The following is a 24718-nucleotide window of genomic DNA, read 5'->3' on the forward strand; positions in this document are numbered from 1 at the left end:
GAATATGAAAAAGAATTACTACTTATTTAACCCAGGACGTCTTTCCCGGAAAGATAATACACTGAAGTTTAGCCCTTCACCTGTGGATGGACAAGAGGTGTCTCCTAGATATCTTCCTGTAGAGGAAGTCGATTCGTTGTATGTTTATGGAGCGTTGGATGCCAATTCATCGTTATATAATTTTCTTGGGAAACATGATGTTGCTGTCCACTTTTTCGATTACTACGAAAATTATACGGGAAGTTTTGCTCCTAAAAAAGTTTTACTTTCTGGGAAAATGCTTGTAGCACAAACGCAACTCTATTTAAATGATACCAAACGTTTGGATTTGGCTCAACGCTGTTTGGATGGCGCAGCTCATAATATGCTTAAGAATCTACAGTATTATGATCGTAGAGACAAAGACATGGAACCATTCATCACCCCAATGAAGGCTTTGCAGGAGGAGATATGGCATAGTAAAAATATAAAGTCATTGATGGGAGTTGAAGGGAATATTCGAAAACATTACTATGATGCTTTTAATTTGATTATTAATGACCATGTGATGGGAATCCGTACCAAACAGCCTCCTTTAAATATTGTCAATAGTTTGATCTCATTTGGTAATATGATGTGTTATAGCGAATGTTTAAGGAGTATAATGAAAACACAATTGGAACCTACCATTAGTTTTCTTCATGAACCTGGAGACCGTCGTTATAGCCTTTCTTTAGATCTATCTGAAATATTTAAACCTTTATTGGTGGATAGAGTAATTTTTAAGATGTTGAATAAACGGGTGTTACAAGAGCGTGATTTTGATCTGTATATGAATCGTGTGGTGATGAAGGATGCGGGAAAGAAGAAATTTGTCGCTGCTATTGAAAAACGAATGACCGAGACCATTAAGCATCGACAATTGCAAAGAAGTGTGAGCTATAAACATCTGATTAAGTTAGAGTGTTATAAGTTACAGAAGCATATTTTAGGAATTCAAACTTACGAACCTTTTAAGATGTGGTGGTAAGATGGTTGTTGTTCTTCTAACTTAAAATTTGGACATATGTATGTTATTCTTGTGTATGATATGGGTGAAAAGCGTGTGGCTAAGATGCTTAAGCTTTGTCGACGCTATTTGAATTGGATTCAAAATTCCGTCTTTGAGGGCGAGATTTCTGAAGGTAGACTAAAGAAACTGAAATTTGAAGCAGATGAGATAATGGAGGACAAAGATAGTTTGATTATATTTACCTCTAAGGTGAATCATGGTCTGCATAAGGAGGTGATAGGGTGTGAACGACAGACTATTGATCAGTTTTTATAGTGCTTTGTGTTGTCGATCCCCTCTCTCTCTGTCCTTTATCCTCTTGTGTAGTCTTCAAAGATAGGAGGATCAGTTCTTTGATGTCTTGATAATCAATTGATTGGTGGCGTGTTGTCGTACCCAGTAGGTTTTTGTACTATTGAAGGTCGACAATTAGTTTAGTAAAAAATCATGGCAGAAATAGGAGTAAACTCCCATTTTATCGTATATTTGTATGTCATTTTTGACGCCTTTTAATCGTACCTTATTGGAATTGAAACTTGGTATGCGATTAAAGGTAAAGAAAGTACACAGCTTTTAATCGTACCTTATTGGAATTGAAACCGATTTGTTGTCATCTCTTGTATCATTGCGAGTGTGGCCTTTTAATCGTACCTTATTGGAATTGAAACGTAAAATTAGAGGTGTTTAGCTATTGGAAACAGGTGTCTTTTAATCGTACCTTATTGGAATTGAAACATACCCCATACCTCCTTTAATACATCCGATACAGTTCTTTTAATCGTACCTTATTGGAATTGAAACAGGATGTCACTTGGCATTACAACACGTTTCCCGCCTTTTAATCGTACCTTATTGGAATTGAAACCTCAAATAAAGATCCCCATCTGTGCCAATTCTCACTTTTAATCGTACCTTATTGGAATTGAAACATCTCCAACTTAAAGTCGTCTTGATTTCCATACCCAGCTTTTAATCGTACCTTATTGGAATTGAAACCAAATCAATAATAGGCCTACTCCCTTGTGCTGTACTTTTAATCGTACCTTATTGGAATTGAAACATCAATCCCAGCTGTTCTTCTAAAGCTTTTTTTGCTTTTAATCGTACCTTATTGGAATTGAAACTTCCGTAAAATAGTTTAAGAACATCTTAATGTCGAACGCTTTTAATCGTACCTTATTGGAATTGAAACTGAACGAAATGCCGCTAAGTGCGATCGGAGACGATGGCTTTTAATCGTACCTTATTGGAATTGAAACAATAATACACCCCCACAGTGCGAAGGTAATGCTTTCTTTTAATCGTACCTTATTGGAATTGAAACTAAAAGGTTTCTATTTCGCGCGTTAACGCTCTACAATCTTTTAATCGTACCTTATTGGAATTGAAACATACGTAGATACTGTGTGGTCCTCTGATACTTTAGCTTTTAATCGTACCTTATTGGAATTGAAACCGAGTAAATACCTTCGGTGCCGTCTAAGATCTCATCCTTTTAATCGTACCTTATTGGAATTGAAACTTTCTAGGGCTTTAAACATGCCCGCAGGTGTCTCCTTTTAATCGTACCTTATTGGAATTGAAACAACATTTCGCGTGGGGGTTATACGATCGAGGCAGCGCTTTTAATCGTACCTTATTGGAATTGAAACTCTACAGTGGTCCCCTGCACTTCTTTCCCCCCTCCTTTTAATCGTACCTTATTGGAATTGAAACGACAATCATAGTCATTTGCATTTGTTTGTTGTGGAACTTTTAATCGTACCTTATTGGAATTGAAACACTGCATTAAGAAAGATCCAAACTGTCCTAATATCTTTTAATCGTACCTTATTGGAATTGAAACTTTAAATTAAAGCATGCGCTTAGGACGATTGAAAAGCCTTTTAATCGTACCTTATTGGAATTGAAACATGCTTTGACAGGTGTATATGAGATAATTGACAATCTTTTAATCGTACCTTATTGGAATTGAAACGTTTATGATCTGCAGAATCCTGAATACGTTTTAGCTTTTAATCGTACCTTATTGGAATTGAAACATGATCCAAGCGTTGTTTTTGCAATCACTTCATCTGTCTTTTAATCGTACCTTATTGGAATTGAAACTATGAAGACATTGGCGCGCTGCCTGCTCCTCCTGCTTTTAATCGTACCTTATTGGAATTGAAACGTTTAAATTGCCATTGTTTTACATTTAAGTATCCGTTCTTTTAATCGTACCTTATTGGAATTGAAACATCCAAAGCTTTCAAGGTCATTGACTCTCACATGCTTTTAATCGTACCTTATTGGAATTGAAACTTCAGTGTCCATACGCTCTCTGCCCTCGTGGTCAATCTTTTAATCGTACCTTATTGGAATTGAAACATATATAAACTGTTTAGCCATTGTTTTCTCCCTCCACTTTTAATCGTACCTTATTGGAATTGAAACTTAGAGAAATTCTGGAGTACGTCAGGATTAAGCAATGCTTTTAATCGTACCTTATTGGAATTGAAACCAATCCATTAAAACGATTCTCGTAGTAAACAGAACCTTTTAATCGTACCTTATTGGAATTGAAACAAGTGTAAACGTTGATTTTATCGACTTTGCCGTCCCTTTTAATCGTACCTTATTGGAATTGAAACAGATCTTTTGAGTCAACATCTATATAGCCCACAACTTTTAATCGTACCTTATTGGAATTGAAACTTTTGCAAGAGCTAAAAGAAACTCCCCCTTATCAACTTTTAATCGTACCTTATTGGAATTGAAACTTAAGCCATACAAGTATGCTGACACTTCCACGTCCTTTTAATCGTACCTTATTGGAATTGAAACTATTGATGACTAGCTGCCTCGTGTTCCATTGAGCCTTTTAATCGTACCTTATTGGAATTGAAACGCAAATGGTGGCACTACTATAATTTTGCTATTCACTTTTAATCGTACCTTATTGGAATTGAAACTCAGCAGTAAGGCTTACAGATAGGTCGGACACCTCTTCTTTTAATCGTACCTTATTGGAATTGAAACGTCTGATGAAATGGGTATGCGGTATGTTTAAAGTTCTTTTAATCGTACCTTATTGGAATTGAAACTTTAGAGAGATATAAACCTTAAGTGTCAATGCTGTCTTTTAATCGTACCTTATTGGAATTGAAACTGTTGTCCCCTGTTTTATCGTTAATAACTCTTGTCTTTTAATCGTACCTTATTGGAATTGAAACGAAGGATATTCGTACAGGAATGGTGGTGCTGATTTCATACTTTTAATCGTACCTTATTGGAATTGAAACATTTTTCCTCCACTCTATAATCTCTTCTCCGATTGCTTTTAATCGTACCTTATTGGAATTGAAACAAGTTTGATTCTCTCGTTGTCGGATATAATTACCCCCTTTTAATCGTACCTTATTGGAATTGAAACTTTCTGTACTCGGCTGGAAGATCAAGGTCACAACGCTTTTAATCGTACCTTATTGGAATTGAAACTTGTCTTCACCCCCAACTACTTTTAATAGTGTTTTTCTTTTAATCGTACCTTATTGGAATTGAAACTACTTTATTTGTTATTAGTGTGTCCGTAACCTCCCTTTTAATCGTACCTTATTGGAATTGAAACAAATAGCTCTATGTTGTTTTTGTTGAATAGATGAAACTTTTAATCGTACCTTATTGGAATTGAAACGTCGATATCCCACTCTTTCCATTTTGTTATATCTCCCTTTTAATCGTACCTTATTGGAATTGAAACGCATTTGACAAAAAATCTATTGTTTTATTTAATGACTTTTAATCGTACCTTATTGGAATTGAAACTTTCTTATACGCTCGAACTCTTGTTCTAATTTTGTCTTTTAATCGTACCTTATTGGAATTGAAACATCATTATGACTATTGATGAAACTACAGCGAAGATCTTTTAATCGTACCTTATTGGAATTGAAACTTAGCTTTGCGGCTGCTAAAATCATATCCTTATGCCTTTTAATCGTACCTTATTGGAATTGAAACTAGATAGTATCTTTTATTAGTTCTATTGCCACGCTCTTTTAATCGTACCTTATTGGAATTGAAACTAAGTCTATATTCCTGATCACGTATACCCTCTTCACTTTTAATCGTACCTTATTGGAATTGAAACTCATTATAACTATTGATGAAACTACAGCGAAGATGCTTTTAATCGTACCTTATTGGAATTGAAACATGAATCAGAATAGCTTTCTTTTAGTATTACAACCTTTTAATCGTACCTTATTGGAATTGAAACCATTGTTGTTTTCTGCCACTTCGCTTAGTATATAACTTTTAATCGTACCTTATTGGAATTGAAACTAGTTGAAATCACTGACACGGTAAAACATATTATCTTTTAATCGTACCTTATTGGAATTGAAACTAATTCCAGGCACATGTAAATATCTATCCCCTTCAACTTTTAATCGTACCTTATTGGAATTGAAACATTGCAGTTTCCAACTTTGCCCCATTCTTTTGATACTTTTAATCGTACCTTATTGGAATTGAAACGTAGCACCACAAACCAACATGTGAGGGGTTGAGTCTTTTAATCGTACCTTATTGGAATTGAAACGAAAGTCACGCATAGTGTACGCCTTAAAAACAAAGCTTTTAATCGTACCTTATTGGAATTGAAACGCATTTGACAGAAAGTCTATTGTTTCATTCAATGCTTTTAATCGTACCTTATTGGAATTGAAACATAGGTCGAATGCTTCATTCATATCAATGAATTTTCTTTTAATCGTACCTTATTGGAATTGAAACAACAAGAGCTAAAGACGCTCGTAACAAAGACATTCACTTTTAATCGTACCTTATTGGAATTGAAACATAAACCATACACGGCACCCGTCGTGATCATATTGACTTTTAATCGTACCTTATTGGAATTGAAACTTGTGTATAGGATGTAAAAAAGAACTTGCCAAAGACTTTTAATCGTACCTTATTGGAATTGAAACACAAGATCATACTTGGTAGAGTCGAAATACGGCAACCTTTTAATCGTACCTTATTGGAATTGAAACTTTTCAAAAATAAGGTCCTACACGGGCTTAATTACTTTTAATCGTACCTTATTGGAATTGAAACGAATAACAAATGTTGTATACACCCAAAAGGATCAAGACTTTTAATCGTACCTTATTGGAATTGAAACATAGATGGCTTTTGACACCTTTTGAGCGCATTTTTTCTTTTAATCGTACCTTATTGGAATTGAAACAAGCAAGTGATTGATGACTAACTATCCATTTATCATAGGGTTAAAATGAAAAGATTCGGACTTGAAGTCTTTATTGTTTGTGGGTTATCTATACCTATGGTTTCACCCTAGACAATGAAATTTAGCGCCTTCAGCGCATAGTTGTAGCCGATATGAGGCGTGTTCTTGAACAGGATTTCATGGGGATTTGTGGCTATAAATACATCATTTAACCTATAGGGTCAGGCTTTCAGCCCTTGGCTGTTGGTGGTGTGTTTTACCCAAGGCTCATTATTTATGCAGCGCTACCGCGCCACATATTCATTTCACCGTTGGGCTAGATTCGGTTTCCCTTTCAGGGAAAGTTGTGGTGTGGTGAAGATGAGCTGTGTGTCAACTCTTTTTGTCTTTTGGGGTTTCTTTTTTCTATCTTTGTAGACATATTTTTAGACGCGAACATCGCGTCTCTACCAGGTATGGTAGATTAAATAAAGATTTATTGATTAAAGTTGTGATGGTGTCAGACTTGCAATTTTTATTTTTAGGGAGTTTTACGATAAAATAATACAAAATCTACTACTCTAGAATTTGTTTTTCATTTTGAAAATGTTGATAAAGAACGCAGAAACATAAAAGGTCTATTAATTCTTCCTTCTTATCCTCTCTAAGAGATAGAAGATAATCTAAAAAGGTTTTAATCTGAGTTTTGTAAGAGTATTCTTTTTTTAAACAATCTAGAAACGTTTCTAGTTTTTGTGAGTTTAGATCTTCTTTCAGAACAATCTTTTTATTAATTTTTTTGTCAATCTCAAGGGTTGAAAGCTTGTCAATTTCAAGGTGTATACTTTTAATAAGATTTTTATTCATTCCTTTAATCGTTTGTTGAATTAATTCGATTTCATTAAGTTTATTCATGATAATGAGCTTTTAATAGAGTAATACATTTCGTAATAATCTTGTGTTTGATTATCATTCTAACAAAGAATAGGTGATTTAAGTTTTAAAAACTAGATTGAATTGATTCAGTGTGTTATTCGAATTGAAAAACAATTGCTATTAGATGTTGTTCTGAGAGGGATTTGTTATGTCGTAGGTATGATACTCGCGAGTTTTTGTCTAACTTTGTACGTTGAATTTATTGGGACCATTATTGAGGTGGTTTTTTGGATATAATTAGCGTCAGTTATTTATGAGAGTTTTGTGTGTAGGCTTGGCTACTGTAGATGTTCAATATTTGGTGGATGATTTGCCAATAAGGAATAAGAAGATCAAAACGGAGGCTCCATTGGTTGCGATGGGGGGTCCTGCGACAAATGCCGCCTTACTGTGTTCCCATTTGGGGGATACTGTCGAGTTGGTTACAGCATTTGGGCACAATGGTTTTTGTGATTCTTTTGATCGTGAGATGAATCAGTTTGGTGTTCGTGTTCATGACTGGATGTCTGGAAAAGAGTTTATGCCTATTCTTGCTTCAATTTTTACTTATAGAGATAATGGGGATCGATCGATTGTCTCATCCTTACCTTCGTGTAGTAATGAGAACTTTCATAATCTGAATTTAAGTGATGCTAAATGGGATGCTATTTTGGTGGATGGTTTTTATATGTCGCATAGCGAGAGGTTGTTGCGTGGAAGCTATGCCGATAGTACTCCTGTTGTTTTGGATGGCGGGAGTTGGAAAGAGGGAATGGATCAGTTATTGCCATATATTAATATCGCGATCTGTTCTGAGGATTTTCTGCCACCAGGATGCTCTAATATAGAGGATGTCAGACGTTATCTTTTTCAGTTCTCCAATATCCAGAAGGTGGTTATTACGAGAGGTGATAATCCGTTGGTTTGGTATGATGGAGAAGAGGAAGGCCAGATGTGTATTGAGAACGTAGATGTGAAGGATACGCTAGGAGCGGGAGATTTCTTTCATGGGGCTTTTGTTTTTTATATCACAAAGTATCCTTTTGTTGAGGCGTTACAAAAAGCTGCCACGGTTGCAACGTCGAGTTGTAAGTGTTTTGGTACCCGAGATTGGTTAATAGAATTGAGCAAAAATTGATACAGAAGATAGATATGAGATTTGAAGATCTTAACTTAAGTAATCCAATACTTAATGCGTTAAATGATAGAGGTTTTACAACGCCTACGCCGATACAGGAGAGAGTATTCTCTAAATTTATGTCGGGGGTGGACTTTATGGGTATTGCCCAAACCGGTACTGGTAAAACTCTCGCTTACCTATTGCCTGCATTAAGGTTGTGGAAATTTACCAAGAGTCCATTACCACAAGTTTTGATCGTGGTTCCTACACGTGAGTTGGTTATACAGGTGGTCGAAGAGATTGAGAAGTTAACTCCATATATGAATACACATCCTGTAGGGGTGTATGGTGGTGCTAATATCAATACCCAAGCGCAAACAATAATGCAGGGGTTAGATTTCTTAGTAGCTACTCCAGGACGTCTGTTAGATCTGTTATTGAACGGTATCTTGAATCCGAAGAACATCAAGAAGTTGATTATTGATGAAGTGGATGAGATGTTAGATCTTGGTTTTCGTCAGCAGCTGGTTCGTTTGATGGATATGCTTCCTGAGCAACGTCAAAATGTGATGTTTTCAGCTACCATGACTGAGGAAGTGGAGACATTTATTGCAGACTTCTTTGGTGCAGTTGATCGTGTGGAAGCAGCTCCAGTAGGTACTCCTTTGGCTAACATTAACCAGAGCGTGTATGAGGTGCCTAATTTCAACACCAAACGTAATCTCTTACATATCCTATTGCAAGATGAAGAGATGAAGAAGGTGCTTATCTTTGCGTCTAATAAACGTATGGCAGATTCATTGTATGATGAGTTGGTTGTGGAGTATGGCGAACAGGTAGGCGTGATTCACTCTAATAAAGCGCAGAATAATCGTTTTAATACGGTGAAGGATTTTAAAGAAGATCGTTTGCAGTATTTAATTGCGACAGATGTCGTGGCACGTGGTATTGATATAGAAGGAGTAACGCATGTTATTAACTTTGATATTCCAGAAGTTCCTGAGAACTATATGCACCGCATAGGTCGTACGGGTCGTGCCGATCGTACTGGACAGTCTATTGCTTTTGTAGGGGATAGAGAGAGAGAGAGTATGGCGATGATTGAGGAGTTGATGTCGATGAAAGTAGATCGTTTGCCAAACCCAGAAGATTTGGTTTACTCTGATGTCTTGGTGGATGCAGAGAAGCCTGTCATTAAGATGAAAAATATTCTGGTGAAGACTAAGAAACGTGATGTAGGCCCTGCTTTTCATGAAAAGAAGTTGAAGAACCAGAAGGTGAATATGAAGAAGACCCGTGCAGAGAAGATGAAGGAGAAATATAAGAAACCAAAGACTAGAGGTCAAAAAAGGTAGTGCGTATGAATAAATATATTGGAGCCCATGTGAGTGCTGCTGGAGGGGTTGAAAATGCTCCTTTGAATGCACAGAAGTTAGGAGCAACTGCTTTTGCGTTATTTACCAAAAACCAAAGGCAGTGGGTTGGAAAAGCGCTTACTGAGGAACAGATCGCTGTATTTAAAGCCAATTGTGAGAAAGGTGGCTTTAGTGCATCTCAGATTCTTCCTCATGATAGTTATCTAATTAATCTAGGACATCCGGAAGAGGAAGCATTAGAGAAATCTCGTAATGCCTTTCTTGATGAGATGAAGCGTTGCGAACAGCTAGGATTAGATCGTTTAAACTTCCACCCTGGAAGTCATCTGAAGAAGATTACAGAAGAAGATTGCCTAGATCGTATTGCAGCATCCATTAATTGGGCTTTAGAGCAGACTAAGGGTGTGATTGCTGTCATAGAGAATACGGCAGGTCAGGGGTCGAATATGGGCTTTCGATTTGAACATTTGGCACATATTATATCCAAAGTAGAAGATAAGAGTAGGGTTGGAGTATGTATTGATACCTGTCATGCATTCACCTCTGGTTATGACCTGTCGAGTAGAGAGGCTACCCAAGAGACTTTCGATCTTTTTGAAGAGATTGTTGGGTTTGAATACTTGAAGGGGATGCATCTTAATGATTCAAAAAAAGATTTAGGTACACGAGTGGATCGACACGAATCATTAGGTAAGGGATTTATTGGAATGGCTGCGTTTGATTTTATTATGAAAGATGATCGTTTCAATGGTATCCCTATGGTGTTGGAGACACCTAATTCAGATATATGGCAAGAAGAGATTCTATTGTTAAAGGAGATGGTGCGATGAGATGGCTTTTGATAGTGATATCATTATTCGGATTGTTTTCGTGTAGCCCCCACATTCATCGTGGGGATTTGCTTTTTCGTTCTTCTGTGGAAAGTTCTTTATCTTCTTCGATAAACAAAGTGACTGGAGGGGTTGGATACTCTCATATAGGGGTGTCCGATACTTTAAATGGAGAGATTGTTGTGTTACACTCGTCTCCTCATGGTGGTGTGCAACGATCTACATTGAAGGAATTCTTGGAGGAAGATGGGGTGGCGCATCGTGTAGATGTTTTCCGTATAGATAACCCATTAGAGGTGGATATTAATAGTGCTTTAAGCATGGCAGATTCACTGATTGGAGCTCCGTATAATTTCACCTATATTTTAGAGGATGAGGGGTATTACTGTTCTGAGTTTATATATGATATCTTTAAAAAGGACTCCTCTTTTTTTCAGTTGGAGCCGATGACCTTTAAAGATCCTGAGACGAACCAATTTGATGAGGATTGGGTTCAGTATTATAAAAAAATGGGAATAGATATCCCCGAAGGGAAGTTAGGGTGTAATCCTAATAAGATGTCTAAACATCCATATATCGGCTATTACTTTTCTGTGTATGAGAAGGATGTTGATTTAATCAAGAATGATATACGTTAGTGGTATGATCACTTAGAGATACATTTGAATTACGATGGAATAGGATCGTAGCTTATTGTAAAAATAGAAAAAGAGGAGCCTAAACGACTCCTCTTTTTCTTTTTTCTATAGTTGCTTCTTAGGATATAATGATTCCCATTGTTGAGGTTGATCTTTGAGTTTAAAGTCAAACCAAGAAACAATCGTTTGGTGCCACTGTTTACGCTTGGTATAGTCGATTATCCAGTGGTTCTCGCCATCTACTAATACCATCTCAGCATCTTTCTTAAGTAGTTTTAATGCCAAATAGAACTGTTTGCTTTCCCCTACTGGTACGTTGGTGTCTGCGGTACCGTGAAGAAGAAGGATGGAGTTTTGGAATTTATCAGCTCTGAATAGGGGGCTCTGCGCTATAAATAGATTTTGATTGTTCCAAGGATAACTTCCTGTGGCTGCAATAGTGTTATAGCTATATCCCCAATAACCTTCGCCCCAGTAGCTTGTGATATCACTAATTCCTGCATGAGAGATGGCCGTCTTAAAGAGATCGGTGCGCGTCTGTAGCATCATTGTAGTGAAGCCACCATAGCTAGCACCGATACACCCCACATTCTTAGCATCTGCACTAGGATGTGACTTTAAGAATGACTTGGTTCCTTGGATGATATCATCAATGGCATCTTTACCCCATCCATTGACATGGTAAGATGAGAAGTTTTGTCCAAAACCTGTTGCACCACTTGGTTGTAGTACATATACAATATATCCTCTTGCTGCCCATAGGTTCTTTGGATATCGCCCCCCAAATGATCTTACTGTTGGTGAGGTTCCGCCATAGTAATAAACGATTACAGGGTATTTCTTGTTCTGATCATAGTGAGGTGGATAGTAGATGCGTCCATAAATAGTATCGTCATTATGATTCTTGAAGTCATACTCTTCTGTCTGCCCCAACTGAATCTGTTTGTCAGTTACGTTAGTGCTTTGTGCAATAAGTCTGTTGCTTTTTTTCTTTATGTTATAAGCATACACCTCTACATCTTTGGTTATACTTGTTCCATAGTATAGAATATTACGAGATTTATTGTCTATGCTAAAGCTATAGATTACATCAACTGGGGTCTCCAATAGTGTAAACTCTTTTTTATCTAATTGGTATTTGTAGATTGACTTCTTGTCTCTGTCGCTACATAGGATATATAATGTATTATCTCCGGCCCACTCAAAGCTGCTAACTGAAGGGTTGAAATCTTTAGTAATAGCTGTTGTAGTCTCTGTCTCTCGATCGTAGATAAAAAGCTGGGCATCGAAAGTGTTTGCTTTGTGATCGGTTTGTATATTTATCCCGATGCCATCAAAAGATGTTGGGTTGGCCTGATATACTAGTTTCTTTCCATCGGGGCTGTAGGTCACACCAAAATCGTCATCTTGCTTATTAAATAGTGTGTCTATCTTGAAGGTGTTTAGATCCATTTCATACATCTTCATTCTGTAGAATGGAAAATCGCTACAATCCTGTTGTTTGGTTGAGAAGATGATCTTGTCGCCATTCGGGTTAATATCTTGTAGAGATGCTGTTAGATATCCTGCGGTGAGTTGCATGTCCTGCATGGTGTTCAAGTCAACCATACGTAACCCATAACGGTTTCGGTATTTCGCAATGCGATCGTCTGGAGTATAAATGCGTTTTAGATCTTCCTTCTTTTCTTTATAGATATTTTGAGTGTAAAATATTTTATCGGCATGAGGACTAAGGTAAAAGTAGTTTAGTTTCTTAATACCTGTATATATGATCTTCGTTTCAGCATTAACGGGATTGTAAGATACAATGTCATAGTCTACATCACCTTCTTTACCATAAACAAGAATATCATTATACTTTTCCCATCTAAAGCTGATGAGGGATTCGTATCTCCACTCTTTGATAATGCGTTTTGTCTTGAAGTTTCTCACTTGATAGCGATAGTGCCCTTTCCCTTTTACTAGATCTTTTAGAATAATAGCGTAGTAGTTTCCAGAAGGAGAGAGCTTCGCGCTAGATATCTTTGTGCCATCCAAAAGATCTTCCAATGACAATACTCTTTTGTATTGAGAGCTTGTTGGCGTATAGCTTATCTGATGATCATCTTTTTTGAGAGAGGACTCGAAGATACTTTTTTCTTGAATCTGTGCCATTGCGATGGTCAAATGGTGAGAGCCAAGAGTCAACTTCATCGGGATTTTAAGTGTTGTTGAAGCGGTGTCTTTATACTCTTTTATCAGTTTATGGTCAAGATATATTTTAGTTGGGTTATTTATTTTTATATCAAAAGATGTTTTCACCCATTCACCAGTCTCTATATTGGTTTCTAGAAGAAATAGATTCTTCTGCAGGGTTAGATGTTTTGTGATTTCTGTTTCAACGACTTGTTCCCATTTTAAACTAGGGTTCAAAGCCATCTTATCAAATTCTGTATGGTAGGATGATAATACCTGTTTGTAGGTCGTTTTTTTATAGTCAACGTCTCCCTGTTTGCTGAACGCAGGTAAGTGGAGTTGCCCTATATTTACGATATTCCACTCTTTTATCCCATCATGGCCTTTATGTGCCAATCCAATAGGTATGCATATCAGATATGCTACAATACATGTAAAAAGTTTGTTCATGATCTTTTTTGTTATTTGTTCTTTCATTCGAAAGTAAATAATATGTTTTGTGTATTGGTCTAAATTTTGAGAAAAATATTATTCTTAATGATGATTTTTAACCATAAAGCTTATTTATAAACGACAATTGTTCTTAGATATAACGGTTTACGACATCCATATTCATTCTAATAGAATGGGTGGATTTTCATTTACAATTCAATGCTTTCTTTGTATCTTGTGCTTGATGTGATGCATTCTTTTGATGTTTTCACTGCTATCGGTTGATTTAAAATTAAATAGAAAAATAATATGACTCAATTTGCTTCAAGAGTGGCTTTGTTGCGAGCAGAGATGCAGAGACAACAATTAGATGCGTATGTAATTTATCATTCCGATCCTCATTTAAGTGAGTATCTACATGATCATTTTAAATGTAGAGAGTGGTTAAGTGGATTTTCAGGATCTTATGGTTTTGTTGTCGTAACGAAGGCGGACACTGCGTTGTGGACCGATTCAAGATATATGTTGCAAGCAAAGATGGAATTAGGTCAAAATGACATTGAGCTTATTCAAGATCGGGTTGCTGGAGCAAAGTCCTATGTAGAGTGGATTTTAGATAGGTTTCCTAATGGGGCAAGGGTCGGTTTTGATGCTCGGCTGGTATCTATACACGAGTATTCAAACAATGTGAAATATGATATGATTGAATGGGTCGATTGTGGCGATCTATTTGATTCCATTGCATCCGATTTATCTCCACTTATTTTTAATGAAATCAAGGATCATACAATTGAGTTTGCAGGCGTGTCAAGAGAACGTAAAATAGAAGACCTTAGACACTTTATGAAGGAACATGGTTTAGATCATTATCTGGTTACCTCTCTTGATGAAATTGCATGGCTATTGAATCTAAGAGGTTCTGATATCTCTTTTAATCCTGTATTCTACTCATTTGTGATTGTATCAAGGACAAAAATTAATCTGTTTGTTGGAAATACGCCTCCTTTAGATGTTAAAGCGTTAGATGGAGTTGTGGTACACGCTTATGATCTGTTCTATCAAGCTGTAGGTGCATTGCGAGAAACTGTCGGTTTGGATGCTTCTAAGACCACGCAAAAGGTTTTGGATGTAATCTCTACAGAATGTCGATTTGTAACATCCCCTATCACTGCCTCTAAGTCAAAAAAGAACCCTATTGAGTTGGCGGGAGCGATGAAGGCACATGATCTCGATGGAAGTTCTTTACTACGTTTTTGGATTTGGTTAGAGCAACATAGTCAGGATGGTGTGAGTGAGTATCAAATAGGACGTCGTTTGAATGATTTTCGTAGTGTATACCCAACATTTGTACAAGATAGCTTTTCTCCTATTGTCGGTTATAATGCCAATGGTGCGATAGTGCACTATTCAGCAACAGAAAAAGAGAGTACAAAAATTCAAGGTGATGGATTACTTTTGATTGATTCAGGAGGACAATACCTTATGGGTACAACAGATATTACTCGAACATTCGCGATTGGGGAGGTTACAGAGGATATGAAACGCGATTACACCAATGTGTTAAAGGGGGTTATCGCGCTCTCTAGTGCTATTTTTCCTGAAGGTTATGCTGGGTGTCATTTGGATATCCTAGCTCGAACAGCGCTACTTAAAGAGGGAAATAACTATGGACATGGTACTGGACATGGTGTGGGGAGTTATTTGAATGTTCATGAAGGCCCGATGTCAATACGTCCTGATTTTAATAATGAACCTTTACGTGTTGGGCAAGTGCTTTCCATTGAGCCTGGAGTGTATAAAGAGGTGGAGTATGGTATTAGGATAGAGAATCTCGCATCGGTTGCGGAGGATCGTAAGAATGAATTTGGTCATTTTAATCGTTTTAATACACTCACAGTATTTCCTTTTGAGCAGAAGTTGATCGATTCAAAACTACTAACCCATGATGAGATTCAATGGGTTAATAGTTATCATCAAGAGGTGTATTATAGATTGAAAGGTTTGTTAAGTGAACAAGAAGTTTCGTTCCTTAAGAGTAAAGTGAAACCTATTTAGTCTCTATATTTATAATCCGCAAGAAGCTTCTCTAGCTTCTTGCGTGAAAAATGTATTCTGCTTTTTATAGTCCCAATTGGGAGTTCTAAAATATCAGATATCTCATGGTAGTGATATCCATTAATAAACAGCATTAATGGTTCGCTATTCACCTTATCAAGGCTTCCTATTGCTTTTAAGATCTCTTTCTCTGCTTCGATAGATTCAGGGCTTGGATAGATAAAGTCCTCCTGAATCTGAATGTGAAGGCAGTTAGATTGATCAAATGCATTATTTCTCTTTGTTTGTCTTCTAAAGTCATTGATATAACTGTTTTTCATGATAGTAAAGATCCAAGCCTTGAAGTTTGTATCGGGTTTGAATTTCGTTCTATATGTCAATGCTTTTAAGAAAGTGTCCTGTAAGAGATCTTCAGCTCTTGCGGGGTCGGAGGTTAGTTTCATTGCAAAGTAGTAGAGATTCTCTTTTAGTTCTAAAAGATTCTCTTTGAATTCTAAGGTTGTCATAATATTTAGGTATGTATATTAGTTATAAGGGAAAGCAAGGGTCGGATCTATTTGGCGTACTCTTTAAGCCATTTCTCGAGTTTCTTTCGAGTAAAGAATATCCTGCTTTTAACTGTGCCGAGGGGGAGCCCTAGTTTGGAGGCGATCTCTTTGTACTTAAATCCATTCAAAAACATAAGGAATGGTTCTCTAAACTCTTTATCTAGACGATAAATATTGTTTAAGATCTCTTTTTCTGATTGAGATGATTCTGGACTAGGAAAGTGAATGTCCTTAGATACATTTAAGAGGTAGTCATTATTGCTAAAGTCGAAAGTAGTCTTAGTTTTGATACTTCTGCGATAGTCGTTAATGAAGGTGTTCTTCATGATGGTATAGATCCATGCTTTGAAGTTGGTATTGTCCTTAAATTTTTCTCTGTAAGTTAAAGCTTTTAGGTAAGTTTCTTGAAGAAGGTCTTGTGCCCTTTCGGGATCAGCTGTCAAGCTGAGAGCAAAATAATAGAGTTTATCTTCTAATTGAAGAAGCGATTTTTGAAACTGTATTAGGTTCATAAGGGGGATCATTTAAATTAGTATATCTACTTAACTAATTGAACTATACCAAATTTATTAACAAATAATGCTAAAAACAAGCTTTTTTGATTAAAAAAAGGAAGGTTTTGTTGTTTTTTTTAGTTAAATTATTAACGTGGCTGTTAAAATAGTCATTGTGTTGTATTGGGCTATTTAAAAATTGTTAATTAAGGAATGTGTATAGCTCTTATATGATGATTTGTGAAGGAATGTTTTTGAAGGTTGTCAGAGATGTTTTTCTATCTTTTCTGATACCATTAATTTTTATCTGATTATCAAAACATTTGATCTTGACGAACTCGAGTAATTATGTTTAGGCTCTTAAAAAGCGATTACGATCACGATTGATTGTCGTAAGCATAATGTTGAGGAAATTTCGATAGGAGGTATCAGTATCTATTCAATAGCCTTAATGGATATATTGTCCGTGTTTATAGATCTCTTTATGGTTTAATAAAGCTGATTATATTTGAAAGGAGGCAGGATGTGTAATTAAATAGTGCAATTCTTTACTTATACTCCCTCGTGGCAACTATACCGTCGTTGTTTTGTAACAACTTATGTTTTGACTACATCATGATATATTCAAGTAAGCTTTTGATTTTTCCAAGATCTAATTGACATTATCTCTTTTCTAGCCACCAAGTGAGTTGTTTTCTTGCAAAAAATATTCTGCTTTTAACCGTGCCTATTGGCAAGTTAAGTTCATGAGAAATTTCTTTGTATTTATACCCTTCAATATACATTAAGAATGCGGATCTAATTCCCTCTTTAAGAGTCATTATTTTCCCCATGATCTCTTTATGTCTCAGAATACTCTCTTGCATATTGGAATTACTCGATCGATAATTATTGAGATAGCTATACTCTCTAGTATCGAATATTACTTTTTGTGTGTAATTTTTCCTGTAATTGTTAATATAAGAGTTTCTCATAATTGTAAAGACCCAAGCTTTGAAATTCGTATCCCGACGAAATTGATCTTTATACCTCCATGCTTTTAAAAAGGTCTCTTGGACAAGGTCCTGGGATTTTTGATGTGATCTTGTCAGTTTTAATGCAAAATTAAATAGATGGGGTTCTAAAGAAATTAGCTGTTTTCCGAAATCAGTAAATTCCATAATAGATGTGGTTTTAGTTTATATCTAATCACAAGTTTTATACAATTTAATACACAGTTATGTAATTTATGTTTACTGTAATAGGGTTAAAATAAACACATAATTGTTAATGGCAATTATGTATGTAGTAAAAAAGAGTAGTAATCAGTCTATTTTAACCTATTATAGAGAAGCTTTAATTGAATATCAATAGTTTTCCATTGATGCATAGAATCATATACTCATTCGGGTTGATGGCATGATTTGGTATTGTATTTTTTTCATTGTCGGAAGTGTTTTTTTATTATTGTAATTGTAAATAGTTATGAAAAATAAGTGTATCTTTCGCACTATTTTTAATGCCCAAGAAATTGAATAGGCTTTACATTGGATATAATGAAAAATAAAGTTGTAGTTATTACTGGAGCATCCTCAGGAATAGGAGAAGCTTTGGCACGTGTTTTTTCAAGTAAAGGTGCGAGACTAGTTATTGGTGCACGAAGAAAAGAACGGTTAGAAGAGTTGGCATCGGAGTTAGCAACGGAGGTTGTTTGTGTCTCGACGGATGTCTCAATAGAAGAGGATTGCAAGCATTTAATTGATACTGCTGTTGAGAGATTTGGGCAGATAGATGTGCTAATCAACAACGCAGGAATATCGATGAGAGCACTATTTAATGATCTAGAGTTAGATGTGCTAAAGAATGTAATGGATGTTAACTTTTGGGGAACAGTATATTGTACAAAATATGCATTGCCTTATATCGTTAAAACGAAAGGGTCCATTGTGGGCGTGATATCTATCGCTGGTTATGTAGGATTGCCTGGTAGAACAGGTTATGCGGCATCTAAATTTGCAGTAAGAGGGTTCTTGGATAGTGTGAGAATAGAGAACATGCATCATGGTGTTCATGTTCTTGTGGCAGCTCCAGGGTTTACCTCTTCAGAGATTCGTACTAAGGCTTTGGTTGAGGATGGTTCAACACAGGGGGAAACTCCACGTAATGAATCAAAAATGATGTCATCAGAGACTTGTGCAAATCATATTTTAAAAGCAGTAGTAAAAAGAAAGAGGTCAATTATACTGACTTTTGTTGAGGGGAAATTCACAGTTTTTCTTTCAAAAGTCTTTCCAAGTTTACTTGATCGATTGACCTTTAACCATATGGCTAAGGAGCCAAATTCACCATTTTCAAAATAACATTAAAAACCAACCTACCTTATGAAGTACCGATCAGTTAATTACAGAGTTTGCTTTGCAGATACCGATGCGATGGGGATAGTTTACTATGCCAATTATCTACACTTCTTTGAAATGGGGCGCAATGCTTTTATTCGAGATGTGTTTAAGTCGTATAAAGAGATTGAAGAGTCAGGAGTTCAGATGCCTGTTGCTTCAGTTGAAGTGAAATATCGAAGACCAGCTCAGTATGATGAGCTATTAGAGGTGCGGACTTCCGTGAAATCCCTATCTCAAGTGAAGATGAGTGTATATACAGAAGTGTATAACCAAGAGAATATTTTATTGTGTTCAGGAACAACAGTTCTAGCATTTTTGGATAAAGTTACTCATCGCCCGAGAAGAGTTCCTAAAGACATGATGTTAGCATTAAATGAATATTTGAGTGAACCAGAATTGGTTTAGCGGTGTATTAAGTAGATGAAAGGATAGAAGTTTAGCGATGTATGAGATTTGATCTGTTTCCAAACAAGTATCATTTGTTTTAATCAAGAATTAGGCGTGATGATTATAACACAATGAAGGAGAGAATAAAGAGCATATACCTTGGCTTATGTCTAGTAGAAGAGAAAGAATTAATTTAACGTAATTAGATGTTTTTAGAATTATTTGTAAAGGGAGTGATTATTGGACTTTGTGCTTCGATTCCTCTAGGACCTATTGGTGTATTATGTGTACAAAAAACAATAAATAAAAATCGACGCGCAGGCTTTTATGCTGGATTGGGTGCCGCCTCTTCCGATACAATTTATGCAATTATTGCTGGCTTTAGTTTGAATTATATTATTGAGGTTATTCGTACCCATGAAGTGATGTTTCGTTTTTTTGGGGCAGGAATCTTAATTATTTTAGGTTGGCATATTTTTAAGTCAGACCCATCTGCAGATGTGCAGAAGTTTAAACGAAAGACGGCATCATATTGGCAAGACTATTTTTTTACATTTTTGCTTACTTTCTCAAATCCATTGGCGATACTGATTTTCTTTTCAATCTTTGCAAGATTCAAGTTGGTCATCAATACTAGTGATCCACTTCCAGCAGCCATGTTGATAGGGGGTATCTTTATTGGTGCGACATTATGGTGGTTCTCACTGACATCGCTTGTAAATATGTTTCGTCATAAGTTTAATATGCAAAACCTAAGGTTAGGGAATAGAATCGCAGGTTCAGTTATTATTGTATTTGCAGTGACAACATTACTGTTCTATTGGTTTGGCTAATTTAAATTAGCCTTAGGTATAAGAAAGGATCTATGAAACTACTTCATAGATCCTTTTTTTATACCCTATCAGTCTATGATTTCAAGAGTGAGATTACAAAATAAGAGCCGAATAGAGATATTCTAATGGGTGAAGTACCACTTTCGATGTTTGTTTGCATATATGGTGTCTACAACTAGTACCAGAGGCCACAAACACAGTGTTCTTTTGTTGGGATCGAATAGCTGGAAAGAGTGCTTTTTCACCAACATCAACGGCCAATTGATAGTGTTCCTTCTCGTAGCCAAATGAACCAGCCATCCCACAGCACCCTGAATTTGATGTAGAGACCTCTGCATGTGTTGCTACCTGAAGCATCTTTATGGTGTCATTTATGCCAAAAGATGCTTTTTGATGACAGTGACCATGATAGAAAATATGTTCGTGTTTACTTCTTATCTTCTGTTTAAGAGCAGGATTGTTTTTTAACTGTTCCAGGATAAATTTATCTACAAGCATCAACCGTTGTGTCTGTTTCTGATAATCGCATGGTTGATCCACGAGATCCATATATTCATCTACCATTGCTGCAATGCATGAGGGTTCAATCCCCAAAATTGGTATATCTGTTGATGGAAGATTGCATATCATCTTCGCATTCGTGTTTGCAACTCTTTTGGCTTGATTTAATAACCCTTTAGAGATGTAGGTTCTACCACTCTGTTTTAAAAATAATGGATATACTTTAATGTCAAGATGCTGAAGTAGAAGAAAGGTCTTATAGCCAATAGCGCTGTCGAAATAGTTGGTAAATTCATCGATATAGAGATACACATCATATGAATCTTCGTGGCCTCGTGGTATTAAAGATCTTGTTGTTCTGTAACTGTATGCTGGTACATTGCTATCTTTAGCAATACCTACCAAACGTTTGAAAATATCTGCCTTAATAATAAGATTTGTTAGTCGAGGCATTTTTCCTCCCCATTGACTTAATAGAGGCAGATAAGCAACCATTAGTGTTCGAAGAGATGGGGTATGAGAGTTGTAATAGTGGGTTAGATATTCCGACTTTAATTTGGCAATATCGACTGATGAAGGACACTCCAATTTACAAGCCTTACAGCCTAAACACTCTTCAAGCACTCTTTTTAGATCCGGATTGGTGGTATCCCATTCGTTACTCTCTGTACGAATAACTTTACGCAACAAGTTTGCTCTCCCTCTTGTACTGAATGCTTCATCATTTGTTGCATGATAGGTAGGACACATTCCAGAATAGTTGTGATCTTTTCTGATACAGATCCCTGACCCTGTACATTTATCAATTTCATCATGAAGATGGACTGAATTATTGAAGCGGTAGATGGTGTTCAGCTCAGGAATAGGAGGTTGTAAATCATACTTTAAATGGTCGGTTATCAGATTGTTATTAAGGATGACATTGGGGTTAAATATATTGTTGGGATCAAAAGTATGTTTGATCTGATTAAACCAATCTAAGATCTGATCACTGTACATTAACTTTAAAAATGGAGACCTGAGGCGTCCATCCCCATGCTCTCCTGATAGCGAACCTCTATATTTCTTTACCAGAAGTGCAATCTCTTTAGAGAGAATCTTAAATTTCTCAAGATCCGAAGGGGCTTCTAGGTCAAGCATTGGTCGTAGGTGAAGTTCTCCTGTCGCAATGTGTGCATAATGAACACATTCTAATCCATTTTGATCAAGTATATCATTAAATTCCTTGATGTAGTGTGGCAAAACAGACGGTAACACAGCAGTGTCCTCTATAACAGTGACACTTCTCTTTTTTGATTTTAGGTTAGCTAATACACCTAGTCCATCTTTACGAATTTGCCAAATGGTAGAGATGTCACTGCGGGTATTAAATCGTGAAATAGATGTTGGATTATATTTTGAACGAATAAGTTTATGCAGTGCATCCACTTTTAAATCTAACTGACCTTGGCTCTTTTCTGCAATTTCAACAATAAGAACAGCTTGGGCCTGATCATCAAAATAGATCTTTAGATCATACCTATTCAGCTTCGATACCGCCTTAATGATATGGTGATCCATCAACTCTATGGCGATAGGTTCTATGGTCAATATATCAATGTTTGCATGTAGTGCTTGCTCCAATCCGTCAAAACCAATTGTAATCACTTCGTTGTATGGAGGATAAAGAGGGACGAGGTTTAATCTAAATGATGTTCCTATACCTAAAGTTCCTTCTGATCCAGCAATGACCTTACATAAATTAATCTTTTTTTGACCATCCTTAAGATAAGATATCTGATCCATTGCATAGCCCATATTTCGTCTTTTAAGTTCTGGGGCAGGGAAGTGGTGTTGTATTTCAAAAGCAAAATTTGGTGAATCAACAATCTGGTCTATCTTTTTGTAGATATTTGACTCAATAGATTGATCCCCCTCCGTTTTCGTTTTTACCTGCTCTTGGGTAAGCTCTTCCAAGAGAATGGTCTCACCATTATACAAAAGCCATTCAGCTTTGATTAGATGGTCTCTTACACTTCCCATAATCAAAGAGTGTAATCCACAAGAGTTATTTCCAACCATGCCTCCGATACAACATCGATTGGAGGTCGAGGTTTCTGGCCCAAATTGGAGGTCGTGTTCTTTTAGGACACTATTCAGATAAGATAAATTAACCCCAGGTTCAACATCTACCCATCTCTCCTGAGGGTGGATTTGAATAATCTGGTTCATATATTTTGACATATCTACAATAATACCATGACCAATTGCTTGACCTGCCAATGATGTACCTGCTGTTCGAGCAGTAATTGAGAGGTTATGTTCATTTGCAAAATGGATCGTTTGCACTATGTCATCTCTATTTTTTGGAAAAACTATTGCACTTGGATTCATGTAATACAACGAGGCATCGGTGGCATACATTGTTCTTGTTGTGTCATCAATTAAAAGATCACCATCTATAGATGCATTTAATTTGTTCCAGTGAATCATGTTCTTCTTTGTCATATATTAAAAATTGAAAAGTAGAATTTCTATTTTATTGCCAAAAAGATATATAGACAATGCAGTTATTTATTAACTTTGCAATCTCTAGGTAACAATTGTATTCAATTAATGGAAAATGTTTATTGCAAAAGTATGAAAAATACCACGCATAATGTCAATTTTTATGTTGTAAAACAGACTGTTGTAAAAAAAGTGTTTTTTCATTGATAAAAATAATCAATCTATCGAGTAAATGGGACATTTTTATATAGTTTTGTCCTTACAAAAACGAAAGCATTCAACTTTAATATCTTCGATAAAAGATGGAACTATTAAACCAAATTAAGGAGAACGCTAAGAAAGCGAATAAGAAAATTGTTCTTCCTGAAGGTGCTGAAGAGCGCACAATAAAAGCAACAGAAATTTTGTTGAAAGAGGGTATTGCCCAAATCATTTTGCTAGGTAATGCAGAAGAGATTAAGGCCAATGCGGATAAATTAGGTGTTTGTATTGATGGTGCAACGATCGTAGATCCTACAACGGATGATCGTAGAGATGCATATGCAGACATTATGGTTGAAATTCGCAAGAAAAAAGGTCTCTCTAAAGAGAAAGCATTGGGTATGTTGAATGATCCTCTTTGTTTTGGCCCGATCATGATTAAAGCAGGTGATGCTGATGGTGAGGTTGCAGGTGCAATTAACTCAACAGGAGACGTACTTCGTCCAGCTTTCCAATTTGTCAAGACACTTCCTGGAATGAGTTGTGTTTCTGGAGCATTCTTGATGTTCTTAAAGGACAAGTCATTTGGACACGAAGGAGTAATGGTCTTTTCTGATTGTGCTGTGATGCCTGAAACAAATGATAAGCAGTTGGCAGAGATCGCAGTGGCTACAGCTAAGACAGCGAAGGCTATTGTTGGTATGGATCCTAAAGTTGCGATGCTTAGCTTCTCGACAAAAGGTAGTGCAAGCCATGATGTGGTAGATAAAGTAGCTAATGCAACGAAACTTGCACAAGAGATGGCTCCTGAATTTAAGATCGATGGTGAGTTACAACTTGATGCTGCTATTGTTAAAGAAGTTGCTACGCTTAAGGCTCCTGAGAGTCCTGTAGCAGGACAGGCAAATATCTTAATTTTCCCAAGTTTAGAGGCTGGAAACATTGGATACAAACTTGTTCAACGTTTGGCAGGTGCTGAGGCAGTAGGTCCAATCCTTCAAGGAATGGCTGCTCCAATTAATGATTTATCACGTGGTTGTTCCGTAAGTGATATTGTTAACTTGGTGGCGATTACTGCAAATCAAGCTGCTGGAGAATAA

The 24718-nt window shown here is 36.4% G+C and carries 17 protein-coding genes and 1 CRISPR repeat array; of the genes, 11 read left to right on the forward strand and 6 right to left on the reverse strand.

Features of this window, described 5'->3' with window-relative positions:
* The first annotated feature begins 4 nt into the window (after positions 1-4).
* Both cas1b and cas2 read left to right on the forward strand, forming a co-directional pair.
* Complete coding sequence (gene cas1b / locus K5X82_02000) at positions 5-1009, forward strand: type I-B CRISPR-associated endonuclease Cas1b (GenBank protein QZT37678.1); 1005 nt, start codon at positions 5-7, stop codon at positions 1007-1009.
* A gap of 36 nt (positions 1010-1045) precedes the next feature.
* On the forward strand, positions 1046-1306 hold the full coding sequence (gene cas2, locus K5X82_02005; protein QZT37679.1) for a CRISPR-associated endonuclease Cas2: 261 nt from the start codon (positions 1046-1048) through the stop codon (positions 1304-1306).
* A gap of 230 nt (positions 1307-1536) precedes the next feature.
* Positions 1537-6269: direct repeats of the CRISPR family, unit length 30 nt; unit sequence CTTTTAATCGTACCTTATTGGAATTGAAAC.
* Between the two features lie 555 nt (positions 6270-6824).
* Here cas2 and K5X82_02010 read toward each other — a convergent pair.
* A complete protein-coding gene (locus K5X82_02010) occupies positions 6825-7163 on the reverse strand; it encodes a hypothetical protein (GenBank protein QZT37680.1) in 339 nt (112 codons plus the stop codon).
* 274 nt (positions 7164-7437) lie between these two features.
* On the opposite strand from K5X82_02010, the gene K5X82_02015 reads away from it, so the two are divergent.
* Genes K5X82_02015 through K5X82_02030 form a run of 4 tightly spaced genes read left to right on the forward strand, consistent with a single transcriptional unit; the run spans position 7438 to position 11127 of the window.
* Positions 7438-8301, forward strand: a complete 864-nt coding sequence (locus tag K5X82_02015; GenBank protein ID QZT37681.1) for a hypothetical protein — start codon at positions 7438-7440, stop codon at positions 8299-8301.
* Positions 8302-8315: 14 nt separating this feature from the next.
* Positions 8316-9638: a DEAD/DEAH box helicase gene (locus K5X82_02020; protein QZT37682.1), complete on the forward strand. Its 1323-nt coding sequence runs from the start codon at positions 8316-8318 to the stop codon at positions 9636-9638.
* Between the two features lie 5 nt (positions 9639-9643).
* The gene (gene nfo, locus K5X82_02025) at positions 9644-10489 is read left to right on the forward strand and encodes a deoxyribonuclease IV (protein QZT37683.1); all 846 of its coding nucleotides are present in this window, start codon (positions 9644-9646) and stop codon (positions 10487-10489) included.
* Positions 10447-11127 (forward strand): hypothetical protein, encoded by a 681-nt coding sequence (locus tag K5X82_02030; GenBank protein ID QZT37684.1) that lies wholly within the window; start codon positions 10447-10449, stop codon positions 11125-11127. Before nfo ends, K5X82_02030 begins: the two co-directional genes overlap by 43 nt.
* A 105-nt stretch (positions 11128-11232) precedes the next feature.
* Here K5X82_02030 and K5X82_02035 read toward each other — a convergent pair whose 3' ends face one another.
* A complete protein-coding gene (locus K5X82_02035) occupies positions 11233-13752 on the reverse strand; it encodes a prolyl oligopeptidase family serine peptidase (protein QZT37685.1) in 2520 nt (839 codons plus the stop codon).
* Positions 13753-14043: 291 nt separating this feature from the next.
* On the opposite strand from K5X82_02035, the gene K5X82_02040 reads away from it, so the two are divergent.
* Positions 14044-15789 (forward strand): aminopeptidase P family protein, encoded by a 1746-nt coding sequence (locus K5X82_02040; protein QZT37686.1) that lies wholly within the window; start codon positions 14044-14046, stop codon positions 15787-15789.
* Here the strand turns inward: K5X82_02040 and K5X82_02045 are convergent.
* From K5X82_02045 to K5X82_02055, 3 genes are all read right to left on the reverse strand, one after another.
* Positions 15786-16295 carry a sigma-70 family RNA polymerase sigma factor gene (locus K5X82_02045; protein ID QZT37687.1) on the reverse strand — a complete coding sequence of 170 codons (510 nt, stop codon included), beginning with the start codon at positions 16293-16295 and terminating at the stop codon, positions 15786-15788. The genes K5X82_02040 and K5X82_02045 overlap by 4 nt on opposite strands.
* Positions 16296-16342: 47 nt before the next feature.
* Positions 16343-16849, reverse strand: a complete 507-nt coding sequence (locus K5X82_02050; protein QZT37688.1) for an RNA polymerase sigma factor — start codon at positions 16847-16849, stop codon at positions 16343-16345.
* Between the two features lie 644 nt (positions 16850-17493).
* On the reverse strand, positions 17494-17991 hold the full coding sequence (locus tag K5X82_02055) for a sigma-70 family RNA polymerase sigma factor (GenBank protein QZT37689.1): 498 nt from the start codon (positions 17989-17991) through the stop codon (positions 17494-17496).
* A 375-nt stretch (positions 17992-18366) separates the two neighbouring features.
* Between K5X82_02055 and K5X82_02060 the strand changes: the two genes are divergently transcribed.
* From K5X82_02060 to K5X82_02070, 3 genes are all read left to right on the forward strand, one after another.
* On the forward strand, positions 18367-19170 hold the full coding sequence (locus K5X82_02060) for an SDR family oxidoreductase (GenBank protein QZT37690.1): 804 nt from the start codon (positions 18367-18369) through the stop codon (positions 19168-19170).
* A 21-nt stretch (positions 19171-19191) separates the two neighbouring features.
* Positions 19192-19614 (forward strand): acyl-CoA thioesterase, encoded by a 423-nt coding sequence (locus tag K5X82_02065; GenBank protein ID QZT37691.1) that lies wholly within the window; start codon positions 19192-19194, stop codon positions 19612-19614.
* A gap of 188 nt (positions 19615-19802) precedes the next feature.
* Complete coding sequence (locus tag K5X82_02070) at positions 19803-20429, forward strand: LysE family translocator (GenBank protein ID QZT37692.1); 627 nt, start codon at positions 19803-19805, stop codon at positions 20427-20429.
* 93 nt (positions 20430-20522) lie between these two features.
* Here K5X82_02070 and K5X82_02075 read toward each other — a convergent pair whose 3' ends face one another.
* Entirely contained in the window at positions 20523-23417 is a 2895-nt protein-coding gene (locus K5X82_02075) for an FAD-binding protein (protein ID QZT37693.1), read from the reverse strand.
* A 302-nt stretch (positions 23418-23719) separates the two neighbouring features.
* Here K5X82_02075 and pta point away from each other — a divergent pair, with 302 nt between their 5' ends.
* Entirely contained in the window at positions 23720-24718 is a 999-nt protein-coding gene (gene pta / locus K5X82_02080; GenBank protein QZT37694.1) for a phosphate acetyltransferase, read from the forward strand.

This window comes from Prolixibacteraceae bacterium (assembly GCA_019856515.1).
In the GTDB taxonomy this organism is placed as follows: Bacteria; Bacteroidota; Bacteroidia; order Bacteroidales; family Prolixibacteraceae; genus Halosquirtibacter; species Halosquirtibacter xylanolyticus.